Raw genomic sequence first — 20,038 nt, 5'->3', positions numbered from 1 at the left:
CGCACCGACGTGCCCAGGATCGTCGACTGGTACATGGACGGCAAGATCGAGATCGACCCGATGATCACCCACACGCTGAAGCTCGAGGACATCAACAAGGGTTTCGACCTCATGCATGAGGGCAAGTCGATCAGGAGTGTCGTGGTTTACTGAGGGCGGCCCCACGCCGCGGGCAACGGGCCCGCGACCTCTGTGGTCAAAAATGGGAGGAGAAAAGCATGGCGGAAAAACTGCATCCGAAAATCGACAATGGTCTGCCCAGGGAGAGTGCGAGCTTTATCGGCGGCACGCTGGTCTGCGCCTGTACCAGCAATCCGGTCAAGGTGAAGGTCAAGGGCCAGATCGCCCACAACCACGCCTGCGGCTGCACCAAATGCTGGAAGCCCGAAGGGGCGGTGTTCTCGGTGGTGGCCGTAGCCGGCACCGGCGACGTCACCGTCACCGAGAACGGCGACAAGCTGAAGGTGGTGGACCCGAGCGCGTTGATCCAGCGCCATGCCTGCACCGGCTGCGGCGTCCACATGCATGGACCCGTCGAGCGCGACCATCCGTTCAAGGGCCTGTCCTTCATCCATCCCGAGCGCTTCGAGGAGGATGGCTGGTCGCCGCCGGGCTTTACCGCCTTTGTCTCCTCGATCATCGAATCCGGTGTCGACCCGAGCCGCATGGACAGCATTCGCGGCCAACTGAAATCGATCGGCCTCGAACCTTATGACTGCCTCAACCCCGGCCTGATGGACTATATCGCCACCTGGACCGCCAAGAGGTCGGGAGCGCTTCCGGCCTGACGACCATGAGATTTGAGGCATGGGGCCGGACGGGTTGCCGGCCCCATGCTCATTTGGAGAGACAATGCCCGCACCCGCCATCCTCGTCGACGCAGACGCTTGCCCGGTCAAAGCCGAAGTCGAAAAAGTTGCCGAGCGCCACGGCGTCGTCGTCACCTATGTTTCCAATGGCGGCCTGCGCCCCTCCCGCGACCCCATGATCCGCAATGTCGTCGTGTCCAAGGGTGCCGACGCCGCCGACGACTGGATCGTCGAAAACGCAAAACCCAACGACATCGTGGTGACCGCGGACATTCCACTGGCCGCACGCACGGTGGCGCTCGGGGCCCATGTATTGGGGCCGACCGGACGTCCCTTCACGCCGGAAACGATCGGCATGGCGGTGGCAATGCGCGACTTGAAGCAGCATCTGCGCGAGACCGGCGAAAGCAAGGGCTACAATGCGAGCTTCGCACCGCAAGACCGCTCACGGTTTCTCGGCGAACTCGACCGCATCTTGCGGCGCGCTCTAAAATCCGCCACACCGCAGTAGAAGCCCAGCGCCATTCGGAACCATCATGGCCGCCGAAATCCCCTCCAGCACGCCCATGCACCGGCACATGCCGTTCGCGGTGTCGGCTTGTGTCGGCGTCTTTGCGCTTCTGATGGCGCTGCTGCTTCATGCGCCGCTCGCCTATTCGATCGGCGCCAACGCCTTTTTTGCCGCCTATGTCACGCTGGTGGTCGCCCAGATGCCCAAATTCACCGGCATCTATCTCAGCAAGAATGCGCGGGCCGCCGATCAGCCCGTGCTGGTCATCTTCGCCGTAACGCTGGTCGTCGTTGGCGTTGCCATCACAGCACTGTTCCAGTTGATCAACCAGAAAGGCAGTTCGAACGCGATGGAGCTCGGCTTCGCGCTGCTATCGATTCCCCTCGGCTGGTTCACCATCCACGCCATGGCGGCATTGCACTATGCGCATGTGTACTGGATGGACGGCGACCTGGTCGATGCCGGAACCAAGAAGAAAATCCCGGTCGGCGGCTTGCTGTTCCCCGGCGACAAACGGCCGGAAGGCTGGGATTTTCTGTACTTCTCGACGGTCATCGGCATGACGGCGCAGACCGCCGACACCAACATCTCGACAACCCACATGCGCCGCGTCGTGCTTGTTCATTCGATCCTGTCGTTCTTCTTCAACACGGTCATCGTCGCCGCCGCCGTCAATCTCGCCGTCAGCCTGGGCGGCCCTTGAGCTTCGATCTGATATTTTCGTGATCGATGAAACATCGGCTTGGCTGGCGACGTATCAGGAGGGGAATGATGCAGACAGCGGCCGCGCCGGATGGAACGGCCAGGAAGCGAGACCAGATGGAATCGGTTGCCATGAACCAACCCGCCGCCAGCGCGGACAGTGACGCTACGAAGGCCACGACATTGATCTACCGGCAATCGGCCTGGACGCGGCTGACGCACTGGCTGTGGGCCATCTCGCTGTTCTTCATGCTGCTTTCCGGCCTCCAGATCTTCAACGCCCGTCCGCAGCTCTATCTCGGCAAGCAGTCCGGCTTCGACTACAACAACACCGTCTTCGCCATCGGCGCCGAGAACACGAATGCCGGGCCGCGCGGCTATACAGAAATCCTCGGTCACCGCTTCGACACCACCGGCGTGCTCGGCTGGTCCGGGCCGGCGGGACAAGAGACGCCCCGCGCCTTTCCATCCTGGGCGACCATCCCCTCCTATTACGATCTGGGCACGGCCCGCGTGGTGCATTTCTTCTTCGCCTGGGTGCTGACGACGACGCTGCTTGTGTGGCTGGTCGCCAGCCTGGTCAACGGCCACATCAGACGCGATCTCGCCCCACGCCTGGACGATCTCAGGCGCCTGCCGCAGGATATCGCCAATCACGCCAGGTTGAAGTTCCACCACACGCGCGAATACAACACGCTGCAGAAAATGGCCTATGGCGGCGTGCTGTTCGTGCTGCTGCCGCTGATGATCCTCACCGGGCTCGCAATGTCGCCCAGCATGAACGCGGTGCTGCCGTTCCTCAACGACCTGCTCGGCGGCCGGCAGACTGCGCGCACCATCCATTTCACCGTCATGGTGCTGCTCGTCGGTTTCTTCATCATCCATATTCTGATGATCGTCGCCGCCGGCCCGATCAACGAACTGCGCTCGATCGTCACCGGATGGTATCGGACCGATCCGCCGCATGACGCAAAATCCTCCGAAAGGAGCGCCTGATATGGCAAAATTCGAGATCAACCGCAGGAAATTCCTGACCGCGGCCAGCCTTGGCCTTTCCGGTATCGCGCTTTCAGGCTGCGACGCCTTCGACAGCCAACTCGGCGTGGGCGGCGGGCTGCGCAGCTTCCTCGAAAATGCCAACGATCTCACACACCGCGCGCAACGTCTGCTCGCGGGCCGTGATTCGCTGGCGCCGGAATTTACTGAAGCCGATATCCGTCAGCCGATGCGCCCCAACGGGGTGACGTCACCCGACGACGATACCTACAAGACCCTGCTCGCCAACAACTTCGCCGACTGGCGGCTGGAGGTCTCGGGCCTGGTCGAAAAGCCGCTGTCGCTGACCCGCGAGCAGCTCATGAACATGCCGAGCCGAACGCAGATCACCCGCCATGACTGTGTCGAAGGCTGGAGCTGCATCGCCAAATGGACGGGCACGCCGCTCTCGCTGGTGCTCGACCAGGCGGTGGTCAAGCCGCAGGCGCGCTACGTCATGTTCCATTGCCTGGACACGATCGACCGCAGCCTTTCGGGCGACATCAAATATTACGGCAGCATCGACCTCATCGACGCCCGCCACCCGCAAACGATCCTGGCCTACGGCGTCAACGGCAAGCCGCTGCCGGTCGAGAACGGCGCGCCGCTGCGTGTCCGGGTCGAGCGCCAGCTCGGCTACAAGATGCCGAAATATCTCTACAAGATCGAATTGGTCGACGGCTTCGCCGCCGTAGGAGGCGGACGTGGCGGTTATTGGGAAGACAATGGCTACGACTGGTATGGCGGGATCTGAACCAGCGGCGCAAGCATGTCGATCATAGGGATATCATCTGGAGGCGACATCTGCACATGCGTGTGCCTAAAGCTGGCGCTGGCAAAGCTGGTCTGCGGAGTTGTGGGTTTGCCGACGACAGTGACGATATCCCAATAGATCACCCAACACGAGGTTAACAAACGGCGGAGGGTTTGATTGCGAGACAGCATCAAATGCAAAGCCCGCCGGAATCCGGCGGGCATTGAGAGGGGTCGCCATTCAACGGTGGACTGGCGTGTCTCTTATGTCGTTATCATCTATAACATAGGGACCGCGGCGAGAGTCAGGCCGCTCCAAAACGCTGCTCACGGCGTCGCGCATTATTTCACTGAGTTGGTCTTTTCTTGACTGGGCGGAGATTTCCGAACCGTTCCTGCTGTTGTTCGTTTCAACCATTTTTCCCTCCAGCAAATTTTGCGACTCAATGATACATCAGCTATCTTAAGGGTCCTACGACAATAAAAGGGAGCGACGAAAGTTCCCTGCCGGGGGGTAAATGGGCAACACTGTTACGGTCGACAATCCGGAACTCGTGATCGGTCTGGTTGGTCCAATCGGAGTCAACCTGGACGCTATAGTGGGCTTTCTAGAAACCTCGCTGAAAACCGTCACTTATCAGACACAGGTCATCCACCTAACCAAAGTTATGCGAGACCTTATCCCGCACATGCAGGTGGATGAAGAGACGTACAGCGCGCGCTACCGCTCGCTGATCGCAAACTCAGATAGGGTCCGGCGCGCCGTCAACAACCAGGCTGCGCTGGCATGCTTAGCGATCAGTGAGATACGACGGCTTCGTCAAGAGCTGCAACCTGCGTTGGAGGCAAAAATGGCTCGCGAAACTCCACTACTAGGGACAGCCTTTATCGTTCGCCAGTTCAAGCGGGAGGAGGAAATTGCACTTCTCCGGCAAGTGTATGGTCGAAAATTCATACAGATTTCTGTTTTTTCTGATCGCGACGAACGGCGGTGGCAACTGGTTCGAAAGATCAAAGAATTCGGAACAGGAACGGTCGAAGACGACGAAGCCGAAAAGCAGGCCATCGACCTAATTTCGATCGACCACAACGAGGTTGACGACGAATACGGCCAGAGAGTTTCTGACGTCTTTCACCGGGGTGATGTATTCGTTAGGGGGCAAGACAACTCAAGCTCATCGGATACGGTCGACCGATTCATCAAAGCCTTCTTTGGTCATAATAGCCTTTCGCCAACTAAAACCGAGTATGGGATGTACGCTGCGGCTGGTGCTGCACTTCGCTCCTTGGATCTTTCACGCCAAGTCGGTGCTGCAGTGTTTTCCACCAATGGTGAGGTGATCACGCTAGGGTGCAACGAGGTACCGAAGCCCTTCGGTGGAACCTATTGGTGCGACGATGCGGGCGAAAAGCACCGCGATTTTGAGGAGGGCGCTGACGGGAACCATAGCCGGAAGATTCGCGTCGTTGATGATCTTGTCGAGAGAATGGGCAAGCTCGGGTTTCTGTCGGAGAAGCTGTTGTCGACTGGATCTACGCACAAGCAGGTCCGCCGATTGATGTCTGAGCGATCGATTGCAGATTCCAAAGTCATGGATCTCATCGAGTTTGGCCGGATCATTCATGCAGAAATGTCCGCCATTACTGATGCCGCAAGGCTAGGTAAGCCTCTTGCCGGCGCAATCCTTTTCTGTACCACCTTTCCGTGTCATATGTGCGCCAAGCACATCGTGTCGTCCGGCATCAACAGGGTGGTTTTTTTGGAGCCCTACCCCAAGAGTCACGCGAAGGACTTGCATTCAGACTCAATTACATTTTCGCCAGCAGAGAAAGACAAAAAGGTTCTCTTTGAGCCATTCATTGGCATCTCACCGCGGCGCTACCGAGACATTTTCGAAAAGAAAAAGCGGAAAGATTCATCTGGATTGGCCAGTCCATGGGCAGACGGCAAACCCGTGCCCAGAATAGAAGATCGAAGTTCTGCCTATATCGAGAATGAGGAGCCAGCCATATCTTTGGTAACCAGCGACATCTTGGCTCTGGCTGCCAATAGGGTCGTTGGTTAGTGCCATCTGAATGGCTGGAGACCGCTCGTTGTCTGGACTGTAGGCGTGAGTGGCCCGCTCGTTGATCCCGAACAGGACCTCGGCCTTGCCTCGCGTGACCATACCGTCGGCGAACATCTTTCGAGATGACGCGATATCCAGTCCCGCCACCGGCACACTCATGATCAGTTCGCCCGTCTGTCGTGCCGTCTGCGGTACTCGCCGGCCCCAAAACGTCACACCAGCCGCTAATCAGGAATGTCTTGAAAAACCGGCAAACGGCCTGGTTAGCTGGGGCTTACAGGGCGATGCATGTCGCCTGGGAGTGTGCCGCGGTTTTCGAAAGAACGACGCATCCAGGCAAATATCCCCTTTCACGTGCGATCCGCTTTAGACGTCGCCGGCAGGTGACAATCTGTCGTTGACGGGCTATGGATAACGAGTCGAGGGCTTTTGCGAGCCCTACCTGTTTGCGGGAGAGAGCAGCGAGAGCTGTCGCCGAAGGGGAAATCGCCCGAAATCTCTCAGGCAAAAGAACCGTAGACGGGAAAGACACTCTGGAAAGTCGGGGCCTGCCCCCGCGCCGAAGGTGTAAGCGCTGCCGACAGAGTTACGGGGCGCGAGTCTCTCAGGCTTCAGACAGAGGGGCACGGACTGGTCGCCATTCGCGACCGATTGCGTGCGACTCTGGAGAACACATGACGGGCGACACCAAACACCTTCCTCTCGAAGACATCCACGCAGCTGCCGGTGCGCGCTTTGGCGCCTTTGCCGGCTGGTCGATGCCGCTGACCTACCCGGCCGGCGTCATGAAGGAGCATCTTCACACCCGCGAACATGCGGGCCTGTTCGACATCTCGCACATGAAACTGTTCAAGGTCATCGGGCCGGGCGCGATTCCCCTGCTCAACCTTGCCTGTCCGCTCGATGCGGGCGCGCTCGAAATCTCACAGTCGAAGCTGACATTTTTCCTGAACGAGGCCGCGGGGATCCTGGACGATCTGATCGTCACCCGGCTGGGCGATACCAACTTCATGGTCGTCGCGAATGCCGGCAACGCGATCGCCGACGAGAAGCATTTGCGCGAGCTTGCGACCGGCTTCGATGTCAAGGTCGAACCGCTCGACCGGGTCTTCCTCGCCATCCAGGGTCCCGAGGCCTGGGCGGCGCTTTCCCGCGCCGGTATCGAGACCGGGTCGCTGCTGTTCATGCATGGCATCGAACCGCGAAAGAACTGGTTCATGAGCCGGTCCGGCTACACCGGCGAGGACGGGTTTGAGATCGGCCTGCCTGAGGCAGACGCGCGCGGTCTCGTGGCGAAGCTGCTCGAAGACGAGCGCGTGCTGTGGATCGGCCTTGCCGCCCGTGACAGCCTGCGGCTGGAAGCCGGCCTCTGCCTGCACGGCCAGGACATCACCGCGCAAATCGATCCGGCAAGCGCGGCGCTGATGTGGGCCATCCCGAAGGACATCCGCGCCAACGGCACGTTTATCGGCGCCGACGCGCTGCGCGCCGCCGTCGAGCGCGGCTCCGCTCAGAAGCGCGTCGGCCTGAGGCCGGATGCCCGCCAGCCAGTGCGCGCCGGCGCCACGCTCTTTGACGCCGACGGCAATCCCGCCGGCCACGTAACCTCGGGCGGTTTCGGCCCGTCTGCCGGCCATCCCGTCGCCATGGGTTATGTCCCGACGCCCTTGGCGAAACCCGGAACTCGGATTTTCGCCGACGTGCGCGGAACGAAGATTCCCGTCGACGTTTCTTCCCTGCCTTTCCTCCCGCATCGCTACCGCAAAGGATAATTTTCAGATGGCAAAGACCTATTTCACCGCCGATCACGAGTGGCTCAGCGTCGAGGGTGGCATCGCCACCGTCGGCATCACCGACTACGCGCAGGAGCAGCTGGGCGACCTCGTCTTCGTCGAACTGCCCGAAACAGGCAAGAAGCTCGCCAAGGGCGACACCGCCGTCGTGGTCGAATCCGTCAAGGCGGCCTCCGACGTCTACGCGCCGGTCGACGGCGAGATCACCGAGGCCAACGCAACGCTGTCGTCCGATCCGTCGCTGGTCAATTCGGCGGCGACCGGCGCCGGATGGCTGTGGAAAATGAAGCTTGCCGACGAAAGCCAGCTCGCCAGCCTCATGGATGAGGCCGCCTACAAAGCCCATATCGGCTGAAATCAGGACGCATTGACATGACCGCAGCACCCTACCCCTTCTCGGCCCGCCATATCGGACCCGGCATTGCCGATGTGAGAGCCATGCTGGCCGTCATCGGCGTGCCCTCGGTCGAGACGCTGATCAGCCAGGCTGTGCCGAGATCGATCCGCCTCGACCAGCCGCTGTCCCTGCCCGCGCCGGCCAGCGAAGCCGAAGCGCTGGCCGAATTGTCGGCGACCATGGCCCGGAACACGGTGCTGAAGAGCTTCATCGGCGCCGGATATCACGGCGTGCACGTGCCGCCGGTCATCCAGCGCAACCTATTCGAGAACCCGGCCTGGTACACGGCCTATACGCCCTACCAGGCGGAGATCAGCCAGGGCCGCCTGGAAATGCTGTTCAATTTCCAGACTTTGGTTGCGGAACTGACCGGCCTGCCTGTGGCATCGGCTTCGTTGCTCGACGAAGCGACAGCGGTCGCCGAAGCGATCGGCATCGCATTGCGCCATCACCGCGACAAGCGCACCAAGGTGGCTCTCGCCGGCACGCCGCACCCGCAGACGCTGGATGTGGCGCGCACCCGCGCCGAGCCGCTCGGCATCGAGATCGACGGCGAGACGATCGACGACAACACAGCCGCCCTGCTCGTCTCCTGGCCGGACACTTTCGGCGTCTATGGTGATCACAAGGCGGCCATCGACAAGGCGCGCGCGGCCGGCGCTCTGGTCGTCTTCATCGCCGACCCGCTCGGCCTGACACTGACCGACACGCCGGCAAGGCTTGGCGCCGACATTGCCGTCGGTCCAATGCAGCGCTTTGGCGTGCCGATGGGCTTTGGAGGCCCGCACGCCGCCTACTGCGCGGTTGCCGACAAATTGACCCGATTGATGCCCGGCCGCCTGGTCGGCCAGTCGACCGACAGTAAGGGCCGTCCAGGCTACAGGCTTGCCCTACAGACGCGCGAGCAGCACATCCGCCGCGACAAGGCAACGTCCAACATCTGCACCGCCCAGGCGCTGCTTGCCAACATGGCGACAGCCTACGCCATCTGGCACGGCCCCGCCGGCCTTCAGGCAATCGCCGGGCGCATCCACGCGCTGGCCAGCCGCCTGGCAGCCGGGCTCAAGGCGGCAGGCTTGCCGGTGATCGGCACGAGCCGCTTCGACACGGTGACGGTGGAGACGAAGGGAAAGGCCGCGCAGATTGCCGCCGCCGCCGAAAAGGGCGGCCGGCTTCTGCGCGTCATCGATGCCGACCGTGTCGGCATCGCCTTCGACGAGACCTCTGACGAAACCGACCTGGAAGCCATTGCCGCCTTGTTTCGGGCCAAGCCGAGCGCGGAGGCCGCCGCCACCACGCCCGGCAAGCCGCGCGGCAAGGAGTTTCTCACCCAGCCCGTCTTCCACGAGAACAAGTCGGAAACCGAGATGATGCGCTTCCTGCGCCGGCTGGCCGACAAGGACCTGGCCCTCGACCGCGCGATGATCCCGCTGGGGTCCTGCACCATGAAGCTCAATGCCGCGGCCGAGATGATGCCTGTGAGTTGGCCTGAAATCGCCAACATGCATCCCTTCGCGCCGGCCGCGCACTCGGCAGGCTACCGCGCCATGATCGACGATCTGGAAGGCTGGCTTTCGGAGATTACCGGCTTCGATGCGGTAAGCCTGCAGCCCAACGCCGGCAGCCAGGGCGAATATGCCGGATTGCTGGCCATCCGCGCCTATCACCGCTCGCGCGGCGAGGGCCATCGCACGGTCTGTCTGATCCCGTCCTCCGCGCACGGCACCAATCCGGCGAGCGCGGCGATGGCCGGCATGAGCGTGGTCGTCGTTCGCTGCCTGGAGGACGGCAATATCGACATGGACGACATGAGGGCCAAGGCCAACGAGCATTCCAGGAATCTCGCGGCGCTGATGTTCACCTATCCCTCGACGCATGGCGTCTATGAAGAGGGCGCGCGACATCTCTGCGCCCTCATCCATGAGCATGGCGGCCAGGTCTATTTCGACGGCGCCAACCTCAACGCTCTGGTCGGCCTCGCCCGCCCGGGCGACATCGGCGCCGACGTCTGCCACATGAACCTGCACAAGACCTTCTGCATCCCCCATGGCGGCGGCGGCCCGGGTGTCGGCCCGATCGGCGTCAGGGCGCATCTGAAGCCCTATCTGCCGGGCCATGTCACCGAAGGCTCCGCGCATGCCGTGGCCGCCGCACCTTTCGGGAGTGCCTCTATCCTGCCCATCACCTGGATGTACATCCGCATGATGGGCGCTTCCGGCCTGAAGCAGGCGACCGAGACGGCGATCGTTTCGGCCAACTACGTCGCGACACGGCTCGCCCCACACTTCCCGCTCCTTTACAAGGGCAGGAGCGACCGCGTTGCCCATGAGTGCATCCTCGACACCCGCGTGCTCAAGGAGAGCGCCGGCATCGGTGTCGAGGACATCGCCAAACGGTTGATCGACTACGGTTTCCATGCGCCGACCATGTCGTTCCCGGTCGCCGGCACGCTGATGGTGGAGCCGACCGAATCCGAGCCCAAGCGCGAGCTCGACCGCTTCTGCGAGGCGATGATCGCCATCGCGGGCGAAGCGGCCAAGGTTGCGAGGGGCGAGTGGCCCCTGGCTGACAATCCGCTGGTCAATGCGCCGCACACCGCCGCGGAGGCGCTGGCCGGCCAGTGGAGCCATCCCTATTCGCGCCTGGAAGCGGCCTACCCCGCCGGAGACCCCGACATGGCGGCGAAATACTGGCCGCCGGTATCGCGCATCGACAATGTCGCCGGCGACCGCAACCTGGTCTGTTCATGCCCGCCGCTGTCGGACTATTTGGGCGCGGCCGAATAGTCTCGCAAACTATGCTGAGCGCAAGGCCGGCTTGATCGGCTCGGCCTTGCCCATCCTTTTGTGGCTGACGACGCAATTGCGGCCCGCGCGCTTGGCGGCATAGAGCGCTGCGTCCGCCTCGGCCAGCACCTCGCCGAGGCTGTTGCCGTTGGCGCCGCCAAAGCCGATGCCTCCGCTGACAGTGCTGCGCAAGGGACCGTGGGAGGTCGCAACGATCTCGGTGCCGAAGGCGACGCCGATCTTGCTTGCGAGCTCGTAAGCCCTCTCTTCGGTCACCCGGGACATGACGATCGCGAATTCCTCGCCGCCGAGACGAAAGGCGTCGACGCCCGTTCTGGCATATTTTCTGATGACTGCGGCGAAGCGGCACAGAACCTGATCCCCCACCGGGTGACCATAGATGTCGTTCGTCTTCTTGAAATGATCGAGGTCGAACATGACGACAGCCATGAACGGACCGAAGGCCCGTTCGCCATGGAGCGACATCAATCCCCGGCGGTTCATCAGCCCGGTCAACGGATCGGTCATCGTCTCGGCCTTCAGCTCGATCTGCGCCTGCAGGTGATGCAGGGAAAGCGTCAATGCGCCGAGACCGGTCATGCAGGCCACGGCCACGACCGAATTCAGGCGTTCGGCCCAGTTATCGGGGGCTGCCCCGAGCGTCCATTGCCCCTTGGCCACCAGGACGACCGCGCAAAGTGCAAACGACACCGCACAGGTGCCGCCCAGGAACGAAACCACCAGCAGGATTTTGCGATCATGACTGCCGTTGAGCCAGAACATGGTTCCGATCGCCGAGAGCAGCACAGTCACCGTTACATAGGTAACGATGAAGCCTATCCCGTCGAGACCGAGGGAAGTCACCGCCGCGCAGATCGTCATGGCGGCCAATGTCGGCAAAATGGCACGCCGGTAATCCGGCACGCCGAGATACTGCATGGCCGAGAGGCAGATGACCAGGAAACCGAGGCTGAGCAATGCAAGCGCGACCTGGCAAAGCAGCGGATCAGGCTCCTTCGTGTATCGCCAGAACAGGATGACATGCACAACGAGCACGAGAATGCCGCACCCCACCGTCAGCACGAAGCTGGCCCGGGGCGCGGCGAACCAGATCGCGAACATGGTGATGCTGAGGCAGATGCCCGACAGCGCGGCTGCGAGCAGGAGCGAACTGAAATCCAGCATATTGGGCGGGGGTTCCCTGAGCGTCGGCCTTACCGCTGCATTCTAGGTCAGCGACAGCCATCAGACATGATTTTCAACTGATCTTTCGGCTGAGACCTTCGGATAGGGTTTACAAAGCGTCGACGCCGAGTGTCCCAAAATCGTCCTCGCGACATCATGGCCACCAGACAGCCGTCAGCCCTTGTTCAGGAGGGCAAGATTGGCATCGACGACCGTGGGGTCGGCCATGCCGGCCTTGGCTTCGAGCAGCAGCGCCCTTGCCTTTTTCCTGTTGCCGCGCAGCAATTGCGAATAGCCCATATTGTTGACGATCTGCGGCTTGCGCCCGGCGATCTTGAGCAACTGGTCGTAGGCACGATCGGCGAAGTCGAAACGGCCGAGTTCGTCATAGGAAGCGGCGAGCCCCATCCAGGCTTCCGCATTGTCGGCCTTCAACTCGACGGCCTTGCGGAAACGCTGTTCGGCAAGGCCGTAATTCGCGTCGCGAAACTGCGCCTTGCCTTCCGCCAGATCGGATGTGCCGACGTCCTTCGCGGCCGGTTGAATGGCGGTGGTTTTGGTGGTGTCGACGCCACTCGTCGTACAACCAGACATCATCAAGACGGCCGCCATCGCGGCCATTGCCGTTAAATTGCTGTGACGCATGCCCCTGCCCCATCGCCCGGTTTTTTGCCGGGTCGTTCTTCAGGAAACACACTATTCCAGAGCAATTAAACTTAGGTGCCGAAACGCCGCCAAAATTAGGCCCTGGGTACACCAGCTATTAACCACCAGGCCGCAACGCCTCGATCACGGCCAGCGGCGTTCTCACGGTTCCAGGGCCTTGAGTCCCGCCGGAACCGTATACCGGCTGCCGTCATAGCGCAGCCGGTAGGTTTGGCTCACGGACTTGCCGGGGTGGGACTGGCACTCGCCATTGCTGTCGGGCAACGGATTGTCGGTATCCATCCGTTCGACCACCGTGATGTCGTGATAGCCATGATGTTTGGCCGGGCTCATCGCCAGGCTCACCTGACTGGTATGGAAGGATCCGGCGCAATTGGTATCGCCCTCGCCGCCATTGCCGGCCACGACCAGGCCATCGAGAACCATCCGCAGGGCATCGTTGTCGATGGCATAGAGCCGCAGGTCGGTTTCACTGAAAGGGTTAGGCAGCGAATTGTTCGCCATTTCGATGCGCAGGCCGAAGGCGGAGACATCGGGCGCCAGCGCATACCGGCCGGTATCGAGTTCGACCTTGCGGATGGCGATGGCATCATCATTCATCAGCCCGGGCTGCAGCAGGCGCTGGCGCACCTGCCGGCTCTTCCTGTCGATGACCAGAAGCTCGATATCGCCGGCATGCGCGTAGTCGCTGGGTTGCGAGCTGTCCATCAGCGGCACCGCGACCAACAGCAGGGCCTCATGGGCGGGCCATATCTTGCAGACCAGCCCCGGCGGGTCGCCAAATGCAGACGTCAGGGCGATGCTGGTGTGGGGTTCGAGCGTGAACGAGGCACCGTCAGCGCTTTTGCGGGCGTTGGGATAGGCCTGCTGCACCAGGGCAGCGGCATCGCCGCAATCATCGGCCGCAGCCCAGGCGGGCGACAGACTGGCCGCGGCAAGGCCGAGGACGAGCAACAGCATTCGCATGGACTTCTCACTCATTTGCGGACTTCGCAGGTCGCTCAGGCCGGCCTCACTGAATATCAGCAAATCCTAGTGGCCGGTCATTTTGACGATGATCGGAATGACCGCGATCATCAGCACCACCGGCAGGATGCAAACCACGACCGGCACCGACATCTTGGCCGGCAAGGCATGCGCCTTTTCCTCGGCCAGCGACATGCGCTTGTGGCGCATCTCGTCGGAAAAGACGCGCAGCGCCCCCGACAGGCTGGTGCCAAGCTCCTTGGACTGTTGCAGCAGCGTGGCGAAGGAGCGCACCTCGTCCAGGCTCAGGCGATCGGCGAGCGCCTTCAGTGCATCGTCGAGGCTGCGCCCGGCCCGCAGCTCCAGCGACACGAGCTGCAGATTCTGGCTGAGCGACGGGTAGGTCTTTGCGAGTTCCTTCGAGACGCGCTCGACGCCCGCTTCCATGCTCATGCCGGCATCCGAACAGACGATCATCAGGTCCATGAAATCGGGGAAGCCGTTGCGGTATTCGCGCATCTTTTCCCGTATCTTCTGGGTCAGCACCAGCCCTGGCAGGAAATAGCCGGCCACGCCCGACAGCACGACGAAGGCCCAGCGGCTGACCACCGTGGCGTCGGGACTGGCCATCCAGCGGTTGAGCACGAAGACGGCGAGCGCGATGCCCACCATCGCCGTGAAACGGATGAGGAAGAACATGCCGACGGCGCGCGGCTCCATGTAGCCCGCCTGGATGAGTTTCAAGCGCAGGCGGGCGACATTTTCCGGATCGCTCTTGGCGTAGAACTCCTGCGCCTTCTTCACCGCCTTCTCGCGAACGACACCGGTATTCTTCTTCTGGGCCGGTTCCGGCCTGGCGGCCACTGGACCCTCGTCGACCTTGAGTCTGCGCCTGACTTCGTTGCGATCGCCCTTTGCCACCACCATCGGCCAGGCAAAAGCGGCAGCGCCCACGGCCAGCAGCAGGACAGCCACCGGCATCAGCGAGGTCGGCGCGAGCGAGGCGAGGAATTCGACGACCTTCTGCATGTCAGAATTTGAAGTTCGACATTTTGAACATGATCAGATTGCCCAGCATCAGCCAGGTGACCGAGCCACCAACCATGTACCACGTCTTAGGCACGCCCCAGACGTCGCTGTAATACCCAGGCATGAATGCCATGATGGTCGTGAACAGCAGCGCCGGCACGGCCGTCAGGATATAGGCCGACAGACGGCCTTCGGTTGAAATGGCGCGCACCTTGCGGCGCAGCTTGCCGCGTTCGCGGATCGTCGTCGACAGTCCGTCGAGGATTTCGCGCAGATTGCCGCCAGAACTCGTCTGGATCGACACGGCGGTGACGAACAGCGGCAGATCCTCATGGCCGACCCTGTCGAACAGCGAATTCAGCGCCGAAACCAGATCCGAACCAAAGGTCACCTCATCGGCAATCACGCCGAACTCGGTGCCGATCGGGTCGGGCATTTCGCGCGACACCATGGCGATGGCCACCGGCACCGGATGGCCGGCCTTGAGGCCGCGTGTGATCAGTTCCAGCGCTTCCGGCAACTGCATGCCGAACCGCTTCAGCCTGCGCTTGCGCATTGAGCGCATCGCCATCACCGGCAGCACCGGCACCACCACGACAAACAGAATGGCGCCCATCAGCAGCGGCAAGCCATACCAGATGGCGGCAAGGGCCGCAGCCAGCGCCATCCCCGAAGTGATCATCAGGAACTTCGACAGCGGCATGATCATGCCCGACTGGGCGCGCAGGGCGCGAAAACGGTCAGGCGAGAACAGCGACGTGCCCGCATCGAGACCACGCTCCTTACGCAATTGGATCAGCACCTGTTCCTGACTGATCCTGTTTTCCTGCAGCTTCATGCGCCGGTTGATGGCGGTGCGCCTGTCGCTGCGGCCGGCATAGAGCAGGTAAACGGCCTCGGCGATCATGATGCCGGTCAATGCAGCCCCGGCATAGACGACATAGATCGCGCTGAATCCGTCCAACACCTGGTTACTCCTGCGGCCGGCCGGGTTCGAAATAGCGCCCGGGAAACTCGATGCCCATGGCGCGCAGGTCCTCGAGGAAGCGCGGCCGGATCCCGGTCGCTTCGAAATGGCCGAGGATTGTGCCATCGGCGTCCATGCCGGTACGCACGAAGCGGAAGATCTCCTGCATCTGGATGACGTCGCCTTCCATGCCCGTCACCTCGGCGACGCTCGTCACCTTGCGCTTGCCGTCGGAGAGCCGGGTCAACTGGACGATGATGTCGATGGCGCTGGCGATCTGGCTGCGGATCGACTGCACCGTCATCGGCATGCCGGTCATGCCCAGCATCTGCTCGAGCCGCGAAATGGCATCGCGCGGCGTATTGGCGTGAATGGTGGCCATCGACCCCTCATGGCCGGTGTTCATGGCCTGCAGCATGTCGAAGGCCTCCTCGCCGCGGCACTCGCCGAGGATGACGCGATCAGGCCGCATGCGCAGCGCGTTCTTGACGAGGTCGCGCTGCTTGAGCTCGCCATGGCCTTCGATGTTGGCCGGCCGGGTTTCCATGCGCGCGACATGCGGCTGCTGCAACTGAAGCTCCGCCGCGTCCTCGATGGTGATCAGCCGCTCGTCCTCGGGAATGAAGGCCGACAGCGCGTTGAGCATGGTCGTCTTGCCGGTGCCGGTGCCGCCCGAAATGATCGTCGTCTTGCGGGCATGTACTGCCGCAGCAAGCACTTCGGCCATGTTCTGGGTGATGGCGCCGAATTCGACCAGCCGGTGCAGGCCGAGCTTGTTCTTGGAAAATTTGCGGATCGACACCAGCGGCCCGTCGACCGCGACCGGGCGGATGGCGGCGTTGAAACGCGAGCCGTCCAGCATGCGGGCGTCGACCATCGGCTGCGATTCATCGACGCGGCGGCCGACCGCGGCAACGATTTTGTTTATGATTCTAAGCAGATGCGCCTCATCCTTGAACGGGATGTGGACCTGCTGCAGCTTGCCCTTCTTTTCGACGAAGCAGTTCTGATGGCCGTTGATCAGGATATCGTTGATATCGGGGTCCTTGAGCAGCGGCTCGAGCGGGCCGAGCCCGACCATCTCGTCGACGATGTCGTCGACCAGGGCATCGAGTTCGACGGTGTTGATCGCCATCCGCTCTTCGCGCGTCTTTTCCGACACGAAATCATGCACCTGCCGGCGCATCTCGTCCCTGGGCAGCCGCTCCAGCGCGACAAGATTGATCTCCTCGAGCAGCAACCGGTGGATGCGCACGCGCGCATCGAGCACCTTGTTGGCACTCTTGCCCGGCACGGCTTCGGCTTTCGCCGGCAAGACCTTCCGGCTCGTCGGGATGACGACCGCGTGGTGCGCAACCGCCGTCGGCTCGGCGGAGCGCTGGGGACGCGCATCGCGGTTCTGCAAGGTGGAAAAGCGGCTGCTCATCCGGCCTTCCTCTTCAAAAGGCTCTTGCCGAAGCCGAACAGCGATTTCGATTTGCCCGGCGCCGCCGCCACTTCCTCCGGAAGGATGATCCTCTTGAGGTCGTTGACGACGTTGGCATTGGCATCGATCTCGTGCAGCGGCACGCCGCGATCGACAGCCTCGCGCACCAGCCGGTAATTGTTGGCGATGCCGCCGACGAAATGCTCGCCGAGGATTTCCTGGACGTCCGCCTGCTTGATGCCGCTGTCAAACATCTTCTGCTCGAAACGGTTGACGATGACGTTCGGCTTCACTTCCTTGCCGGCGGTCTCGTAGACCGCCTGGATCAGGCGTTGCGTGTGGCGCAGGCACGGTACCGTCATTTCGGCGACGATGTAGAGCTTGTTGGAGCCGAGCAGCACCGTCTCCGTCCACGGAAACCAGGTGCGCGGCATGTCGATGACGACATTGTCGAAATAGGCCGAGACGAGGTCCAGCATCCGCACCACGACATCGGTCTTGAACGATCGCATCTCCGCCGGCTGCGTCGGTGCGGCCAGAACACAAAGTCCGCTGGCATGCTTCGACAGCATCACGTCGAGCAATTGCCTGTCGAGACGCTCCGGCTGGTTCTCGATTTCGGTGATGTCGAAACGCGGCTCCAGGTCGAGATATTCGGCGCAGGCGCCCTGCTGGAAATTGAGGTCCACCACGCAGGTCGAGGCGCCGCGCGTCACTGAATGATGCAGCTGGAACGCGGTCTGCAAAGCCAGCGTCGTGGTGCCGACGCCGCCTGCCGCGGGCATGAAGGTATAGATCTGCGACTCGGTGTTTTCCTCGCGCCCCGGCCCTTGCAGCGCACGCACCACCGAACGCACGAGATCGGCCGTGGTGATCGGCTTGACCAGGAAATCCGCGACCTTGAGCTGCACGAGGATGCGCGCGGCGGCGGCGTTGAACTCCTGGGTGACGACCACGACCGGCGCCTTGCCTTCCAGCCGGCGCATGACGCGTTGCAGCGCATCGATCTCCTCAAGCTTCGCTGCGTCCATATCGACGATGATCGCCCCGAGATCGGCCTCCTGGACCTCGCCGCGAAGTTCGGTGATATTCTTGTCCACCGTCGAGAGCTGGATGATCTCCGAGGCGGCAAACGCCGTCCGGGTGTCCTGCGCGAAGGTTCTGTCCGTCGATATGAGCAGGATTTTCCTGATCTTGATGCCGTTTGCCATTTATTGTCAGCCTGTGATCTCGGATCAATTGTCGGCGCTGGCTTGCGATGCCTTGGCGCTGGCCGCCTGCTCGGCGGTGGCGGGTTCCGTGCTGCCGCGCTGGGCAGGCACGAGAAGCCTGGTGTTCTGGACGCCGTATTTCCAGGGATCGACCATCTGCATGACGGTGTTGGCGGCCTGGGCCTCCCCGGCGCCGCTGGTCACGCCTTCGCTGCGCACATAGTCGTCACTCGTGCAGCCGGCGGTGAAGCCGGCAAGCAGCAAGGCGACGCTCGAGCTCAAGACCATCCGCATGGCTTCAGTCCTTCGGCAGGTCGAGGAAATGCCCGACTTTGGTGGCGGGAGCGGCACGCGCGGCGCTGCCGTCAGCCAGCGCCAGCGCGCGATTGGTGTCCGACGCCCTCACCTCCTCGGTGTTGTTGAGGAAATAGTCGACATTGCTGGCAGGCTGCGTGCCATCGGTCGGCTCGGCCATTTTCTTCGACGGATCCACCGGCTTGACAAGGTAAGGCGTGACGATGATCACCAGGTCCGTCTCGCGCCGCTGGTAGGATTTCGACGAGAACAGGGCCCCGAGCACCGGCATCTTGCCGAGGCCCGGTATGCGCGAGGTGGTGATGTCGTTCTGCGACTGCAGCAGCCCCGCGATCATGAAGCTCTGGCCGTTCTTCAGGTCGACCGACGTCCTGGCGCGGCGCACGATGAAGCCGGGCACCGAGATGCTGCCGATATTGTAGGAAGCCGACGCGTCGATCGAGGAGACTTCCGGCGCGATGTCGAGGCTGACCAGCCCGTCCTTCAGAACGGTGGGCGTGAAATCCAGGCTGACGCCGTACTTCTTGTAGCTGACGGAAATCTTGCCGTTGTCTTCGGAAACCGGGATCGGAAACTCGCCGCCGGCCAGGAAGCTCGCCGTCTCGCCGGACCGGGCGATCAGGTTCGGCTCGGCCAGCCGACGAGCCAGGCCGCGCTCTTCCAGTGCCTTGATGGCGATGTCGATGGAAACGCCGTTCGACAGCAGCTTGCCGATGATCTCGCCGGTCCCCGCCGGCTCAATGGTGCCGGGAGCAATCGTAACGTCGCGTCCGCCCATGCCATAAGCGAAATTGGCACTGTATTTGGCGCCGAGATCCTGCCCCGCCTGGCGGTTGATCTCAACGAAGCGAACATTGAGCTGGACCTGCTGCGAGGACGAGATGTTGACCGAATTGATCACCTCCTCATTGCCGGAGAAGCGGGTGGCGATCTTGTTTGCCTTTTCGGCGGCGACCGCGTCATCCGCCTCGCCCGACAGCACGACGCGGCCATTGGCGGAGCCGACCTTGATCTTGGCGTCCGGCACGCTGACGCGGATCGTGTCGGCCAACTGGTCGGTATCGAGCGTCACTTCGATGTCGACGGTGCCGACGAGCTGCTTGTTCTCGTCGAACAGGGCAATGCCAGTGGTGCCGAGATTGTTGCCCAGCACATAGAAGGATTTGTCGGTCAGCGGGTTGACGTTGGCGATCTCCGGATCGCCGATGACGATCTGGTAGAAGGCCGCGCTCGTCATGATCGTCTTTGGCTTGCCCTTGGCGACCTTGATCGAGGCGTTCTTGGTCGCCGAGACATAGACGATGTCGTTGTCCGCCCTGGCCGGGCCGGCGAAGATGCCGGCCGCCGCCATCGTCACCGCCATCGCCATCGCCTGCGCGACGTGCAACCGGCCTGTCATTCGATATTGAAGTTGCCTG

The 20,038-nt window shown here is 62.2% G+C and carries 18 protein-coding genes, 1 pseudogene and 1 riboswitch; of the genes and pseudogenes, 10 read left to right on the top strand and 9 right to left on the bottom strand.

Features of this window, described 5'->3' with window-relative positions; translation table 11 throughout:
- The 10 genes and pseudogenes from FJ490_RS13755 to gcvP all read left to right on the top strand — a co-directional run.
- Positions 1 to 153, top strand: a pseudogene (locus tag FJ490_RS13755) (S-(hydroxymethyl)glutathione dehydrogenase); the annotation flags it as partial.
- Between the two features lie 65 nt (positions 154 to 218).
- Positions 219 to 788 (top strand): S-(hydroxymethyl)glutathione synthase, encoded by a 570-nt coding sequence (gene gfa / locus FJ490_RS13750; protein ID WP_140495858.1) that lies wholly within the window; start codon positions 219 to 221, stop codon positions 786 to 788.
- 64 nt (positions 789 to 852) lie between these two features.
- Positions 853 to 1,320: a YaiI/YqxD family protein gene (locus FJ490_RS13745; protein WP_140495857.1), complete on the top strand. Its 468-nt coding sequence runs from the start codon at positions 853 to 855 to the stop codon at positions 1,318 to 1,320.
- Positions 1,321 to 1,345: 25 nt separating this feature from the next.
- Positions 1,346 to 2,023 (top strand): DUF1345 domain-containing protein, encoded by a 678-nt coding sequence (locus FJ490_RS13740; RefSeq protein WP_140729493.1) that lies wholly within the window; start codon positions 1,346 to 1,348, stop codon positions 2,021 to 2,023.
- Positions 2,024 to 2,139: 116 nt separating this feature from the next.
- Entirely contained in the window at positions 2,140 to 3,018 is an 879-nt protein-coding gene (locus FJ490_RS13735) for a cytochrome b/b6 domain-containing protein (RefSeq protein ID WP_140729529.1), read from the top strand.
- 1 nt (position 3,019) lies between these two features.
- The gene (locus FJ490_RS13730; RefSeq protein ID WP_140729494.1) at positions 3,020 to 3,811 is read left to right on the top strand and encodes a molybdopterin-binding protein; all 792 of its coding nucleotides are present in this window, start codon (positions 3,020 to 3,022) and stop codon (positions 3,809 to 3,811) included.
- A gap of 517 nt (positions 3,812 to 4,328) precedes the next feature.
- Positions 4,329 to 5,876, top strand: coding sequence for an anti-phage dCTP deaminase (locus FJ490_RS13725; protein WP_140729495.1), 1,548 nt, complete (start codon positions 4,329 to 4,331; stop codon positions 5,874 to 5,876).
- A gap of 442 nt (positions 5,877 to 6,318) precedes the next feature.
- Positions 6,319 to 6,405: riboswitch (glycine riboswitch) on the top strand.
- A gap of 148 nt (positions 6,406 to 6,553) precedes the next feature.
- A complete protein-coding gene (gene gcvT, locus FJ490_RS13720; protein ID WP_140729496.1) occupies positions 6,554 to 7,651 on the top strand; it encodes a glycine cleavage system aminomethyltransferase GcvT in 1,098 nt (365 codons plus the stop codon).
- Between the two features lie 7 nt (positions 7,652 to 7,658).
- On the top strand, positions 7,659 to 8,027 hold the full coding sequence (gene gcvH, locus FJ490_RS13715) for a glycine cleavage system protein GcvH (RefSeq protein WP_140495853.1): 369 nt from the start codon (positions 7,659 to 7,661) through the stop codon (positions 8,025 to 8,027).
- Positions 8,028 to 8,044: 17 nt separating this feature from the next.
- Positions 8,045 to 10,855, top strand: coding sequence for an aminomethyl-transferring glycine dehydrogenase (gene gcvP, locus FJ490_RS13710; RefSeq protein ID WP_140729497.1), 2,811 nt, complete (start codon positions 8,045 to 8,047; stop codon positions 10,853 to 10,855).
- 9 nt (positions 10,856 to 10,864) lie between these two features.
- Here gcvP and FJ490_RS13705 read toward each other — a convergent pair whose 3' ends face one another.
- The 9 genes from FJ490_RS13705 to FJ490_RS13665 all read right to left on the bottom strand — a co-directional run bounded on the left by FJ490_RS13705 (position 10,865) and on the right by FJ490_RS13665 (position 19,989).
- Entirely contained in the window at positions 10,865 to 12,040 is a 1,176-nt protein-coding gene (locus FJ490_RS13705) for a diguanylate cyclase (RefSeq protein WP_140564045.1), read from the bottom strand.
- Between the two features lie 174 nt (positions 12,041 to 12,214).
- A complete protein-coding gene (locus tag FJ490_RS13700) occupies positions 12,215 to 12,685 on the bottom strand; it encodes a hypothetical protein (protein WP_140495850.1) in 471 nt (156 codons plus the stop codon).
- 162 nt (positions 12,686 to 12,847) lie between these two features.
- Positions 12,848 to 13,666, bottom strand: a complete 819-nt coding sequence (locus tag FJ490_RS13695; protein ID WP_246672737.1) for a hypothetical protein — start codon at positions 13,664 to 13,666, stop codon at positions 12,848 to 12,850.
- A gap of 72 nt (positions 13,667 to 13,738) precedes the next feature.
- Positions 13,739 to 14,701 carry a type II secretion system F family protein gene (locus FJ490_RS13690; RefSeq protein WP_140729498.1) on the bottom strand — a complete coding sequence of 321 codons (963 nt, stop codon included), beginning with the start codon at positions 14,699 to 14,701 and terminating at the stop codon, positions 13,739 to 13,741.
- Between the two features lies 1 nt (position 14,702).
- Positions 14,703 to 15,668: a type II secretion system F family protein gene (locus FJ490_RS13685; protein ID WP_140495848.1), complete on the bottom strand. Its 966-nt coding sequence runs from the start codon at positions 15,666 to 15,668 to the stop codon at positions 14,703 to 14,705.
- Positions 15,669 to 15,672: 4 nt separating this feature from the next.
- Positions 15,673 to 17,094 carry a CpaF family protein gene (locus FJ490_RS13680; RefSeq protein ID WP_140517029.1) on the bottom strand — a complete coding sequence of 474 codons (1,422 nt, stop codon included), beginning with the start codon at positions 17,092 to 17,094 and terminating at the stop codon, positions 15,673 to 15,675.
- The gene (locus FJ490_RS13675; RefSeq protein WP_140517031.1) at positions 17,091 to 18,305 is read right to left on the bottom strand and encodes a response regulator; all 1,215 of its coding nucleotides are present in this window, start codon (positions 18,303 to 18,305) and stop codon (positions 17,091 to 17,093) included. Before FJ490_RS13675 ends, FJ490_RS13680 begins: the two co-directional genes overlap by 4 nt.
- Before the next feature lie 24 nt (positions 18,306 to 18,329).
- Entirely contained in the window at positions 18,330 to 18,599 is a 270-nt protein-coding gene (locus FJ490_RS13670; protein ID WP_140517033.1) for a hypothetical protein, read from the bottom strand.
- Positions 18,600 to 18,603: 4 nt separating this feature from the next.
- Positions 18,604 to 19,989: a type II and III secretion system protein family protein gene (locus FJ490_RS13665; RefSeq protein ID WP_181165333.1), complete on the bottom strand. Its 1,386-nt coding sequence runs from the start codon at positions 19,987 to 19,989 to the stop codon at positions 18,604 to 18,606.
- Between the last annotated feature and the right edge of the window lie 49 nt (positions 19,990 to 20,038).

It is taken from the genome of Mesorhizobium sp. B2-5-11, from assembly GCF_006440835.1.
Taxonomy (GTDB): Bacteria; Pseudomonadota; Alphaproteobacteria; order Rhizobiales; family Rhizobiaceae; genus Mesorhizobium.
Note: the sequence above shows the minus strand (reverse complement) of the source record. Positions and strands in the feature narration are given on the sequence as shown.

Coding starts and splice junctions, on each gene's coding strand:
- gfa (WP_140495858.1), top strand. CDS start 219: ATGGCGGAAAAACTGCATCCGAAAATCGACAATGGTCTGCCCAGGGAG.
- FJ490_RS13745 (WP_140495857.1), top strand. CDS start 853: ATGCCCGCACCCGCCATCCTCGTCGACGCAGACGCTTGCCCGGTCAAA.
- FJ490_RS13740 (WP_140729493.1), top strand. CDS start 1,346: ATGGCCGCCGAAATCCCCTCCAGCACGCCCATGCACCGGCACATGCCG.
- FJ490_RS13735 (WP_140729529.1), top strand. CDS start 2,140: ATGGAATCGGTTGCCATGAACCAACCCGCCGCCAGCGCGGACAGTGAC.
- FJ490_RS13730 (WP_140729494.1), top strand. CDS start 3,020: ATGGCAAAATTCGAGATCAACCGCAGGAAATTCCTGACCGCGGCCAGC.
- FJ490_RS13725 (WP_140729495.1), top strand. CDS start 4,329: ATGGGCAACACTGTTACGGTCGACAATCCGGAACTCGTGATCGGTCTG.
- gcvT (WP_140729496.1), top strand. CDS start 6,554: ATGACGGGCGACACCAAACACCTTCCTCTCGAAGACATCCACGCAGCT.
- gcvH (WP_140495853.1), top strand. CDS start 7,659: ATGGCAAAGACCTATTTCACCGCCGATCACGAGTGGCTCAGCGTCGAG.
- gcvP (WP_140729497.1), top strand. CDS start 8,045: ATGACCGCAGCACCCTACCCCTTCTCGGCCCGCCATATCGGACCCGGC.
- FJ490_RS13705 (WP_140564045.1), bottom strand. CDS start 12,040: ATGCTGGATTTCAGTTCGCTCCTGCTCGCAGCCGCGCTGTCGGGCATC.
- FJ490_RS13700 (WP_140495850.1), bottom strand. CDS start 12,685: ATGCGTCACAGCAATTTAACGGCAATGGCCGCGATGGCGGCCGTCTTG.
- FJ490_RS13695 (WP_246672737.1), bottom strand. CDS start 13,666: ATGCTGTTGCTCGTCCTCGGCCTTGCCGCGGCCAGTCTGTCGCCCGCC.
- FJ490_RS13690 (WP_140729498.1), bottom strand. CDS start 14,701: ATGCAGAAGGTCGTCGAATTCCTCGCCTCGCTCGCGCCGACCTCGCTG.
- FJ490_RS13680 (WP_140517029.1), bottom strand. CDS start 17,094: ATGAGCAGCCGCTTTTCCACCTTGCAGAACCGCGATGCGCGTCCCCAG.
- FJ490_RS13675 (WP_140517031.1), bottom strand. CDS start 18,305: ATGGCAAACGGCATCAAGATCAGGAAAATCCTGCTCATATCGACGGAC.
- FJ490_RS13670 (WP_140517033.1), bottom strand. CDS start 18,599: ATGCGGATGGTCTTGAGCTCGAGCGTCGCCTTGCTGCTTGCCGGCTTC.
- FJ490_RS13665 (WP_181165333.1), bottom strand. CDS start 19,989: ATGGCGATGGCGGTGACGATGGCGGCGGCCGGCATCTTCGCCGGCCCG.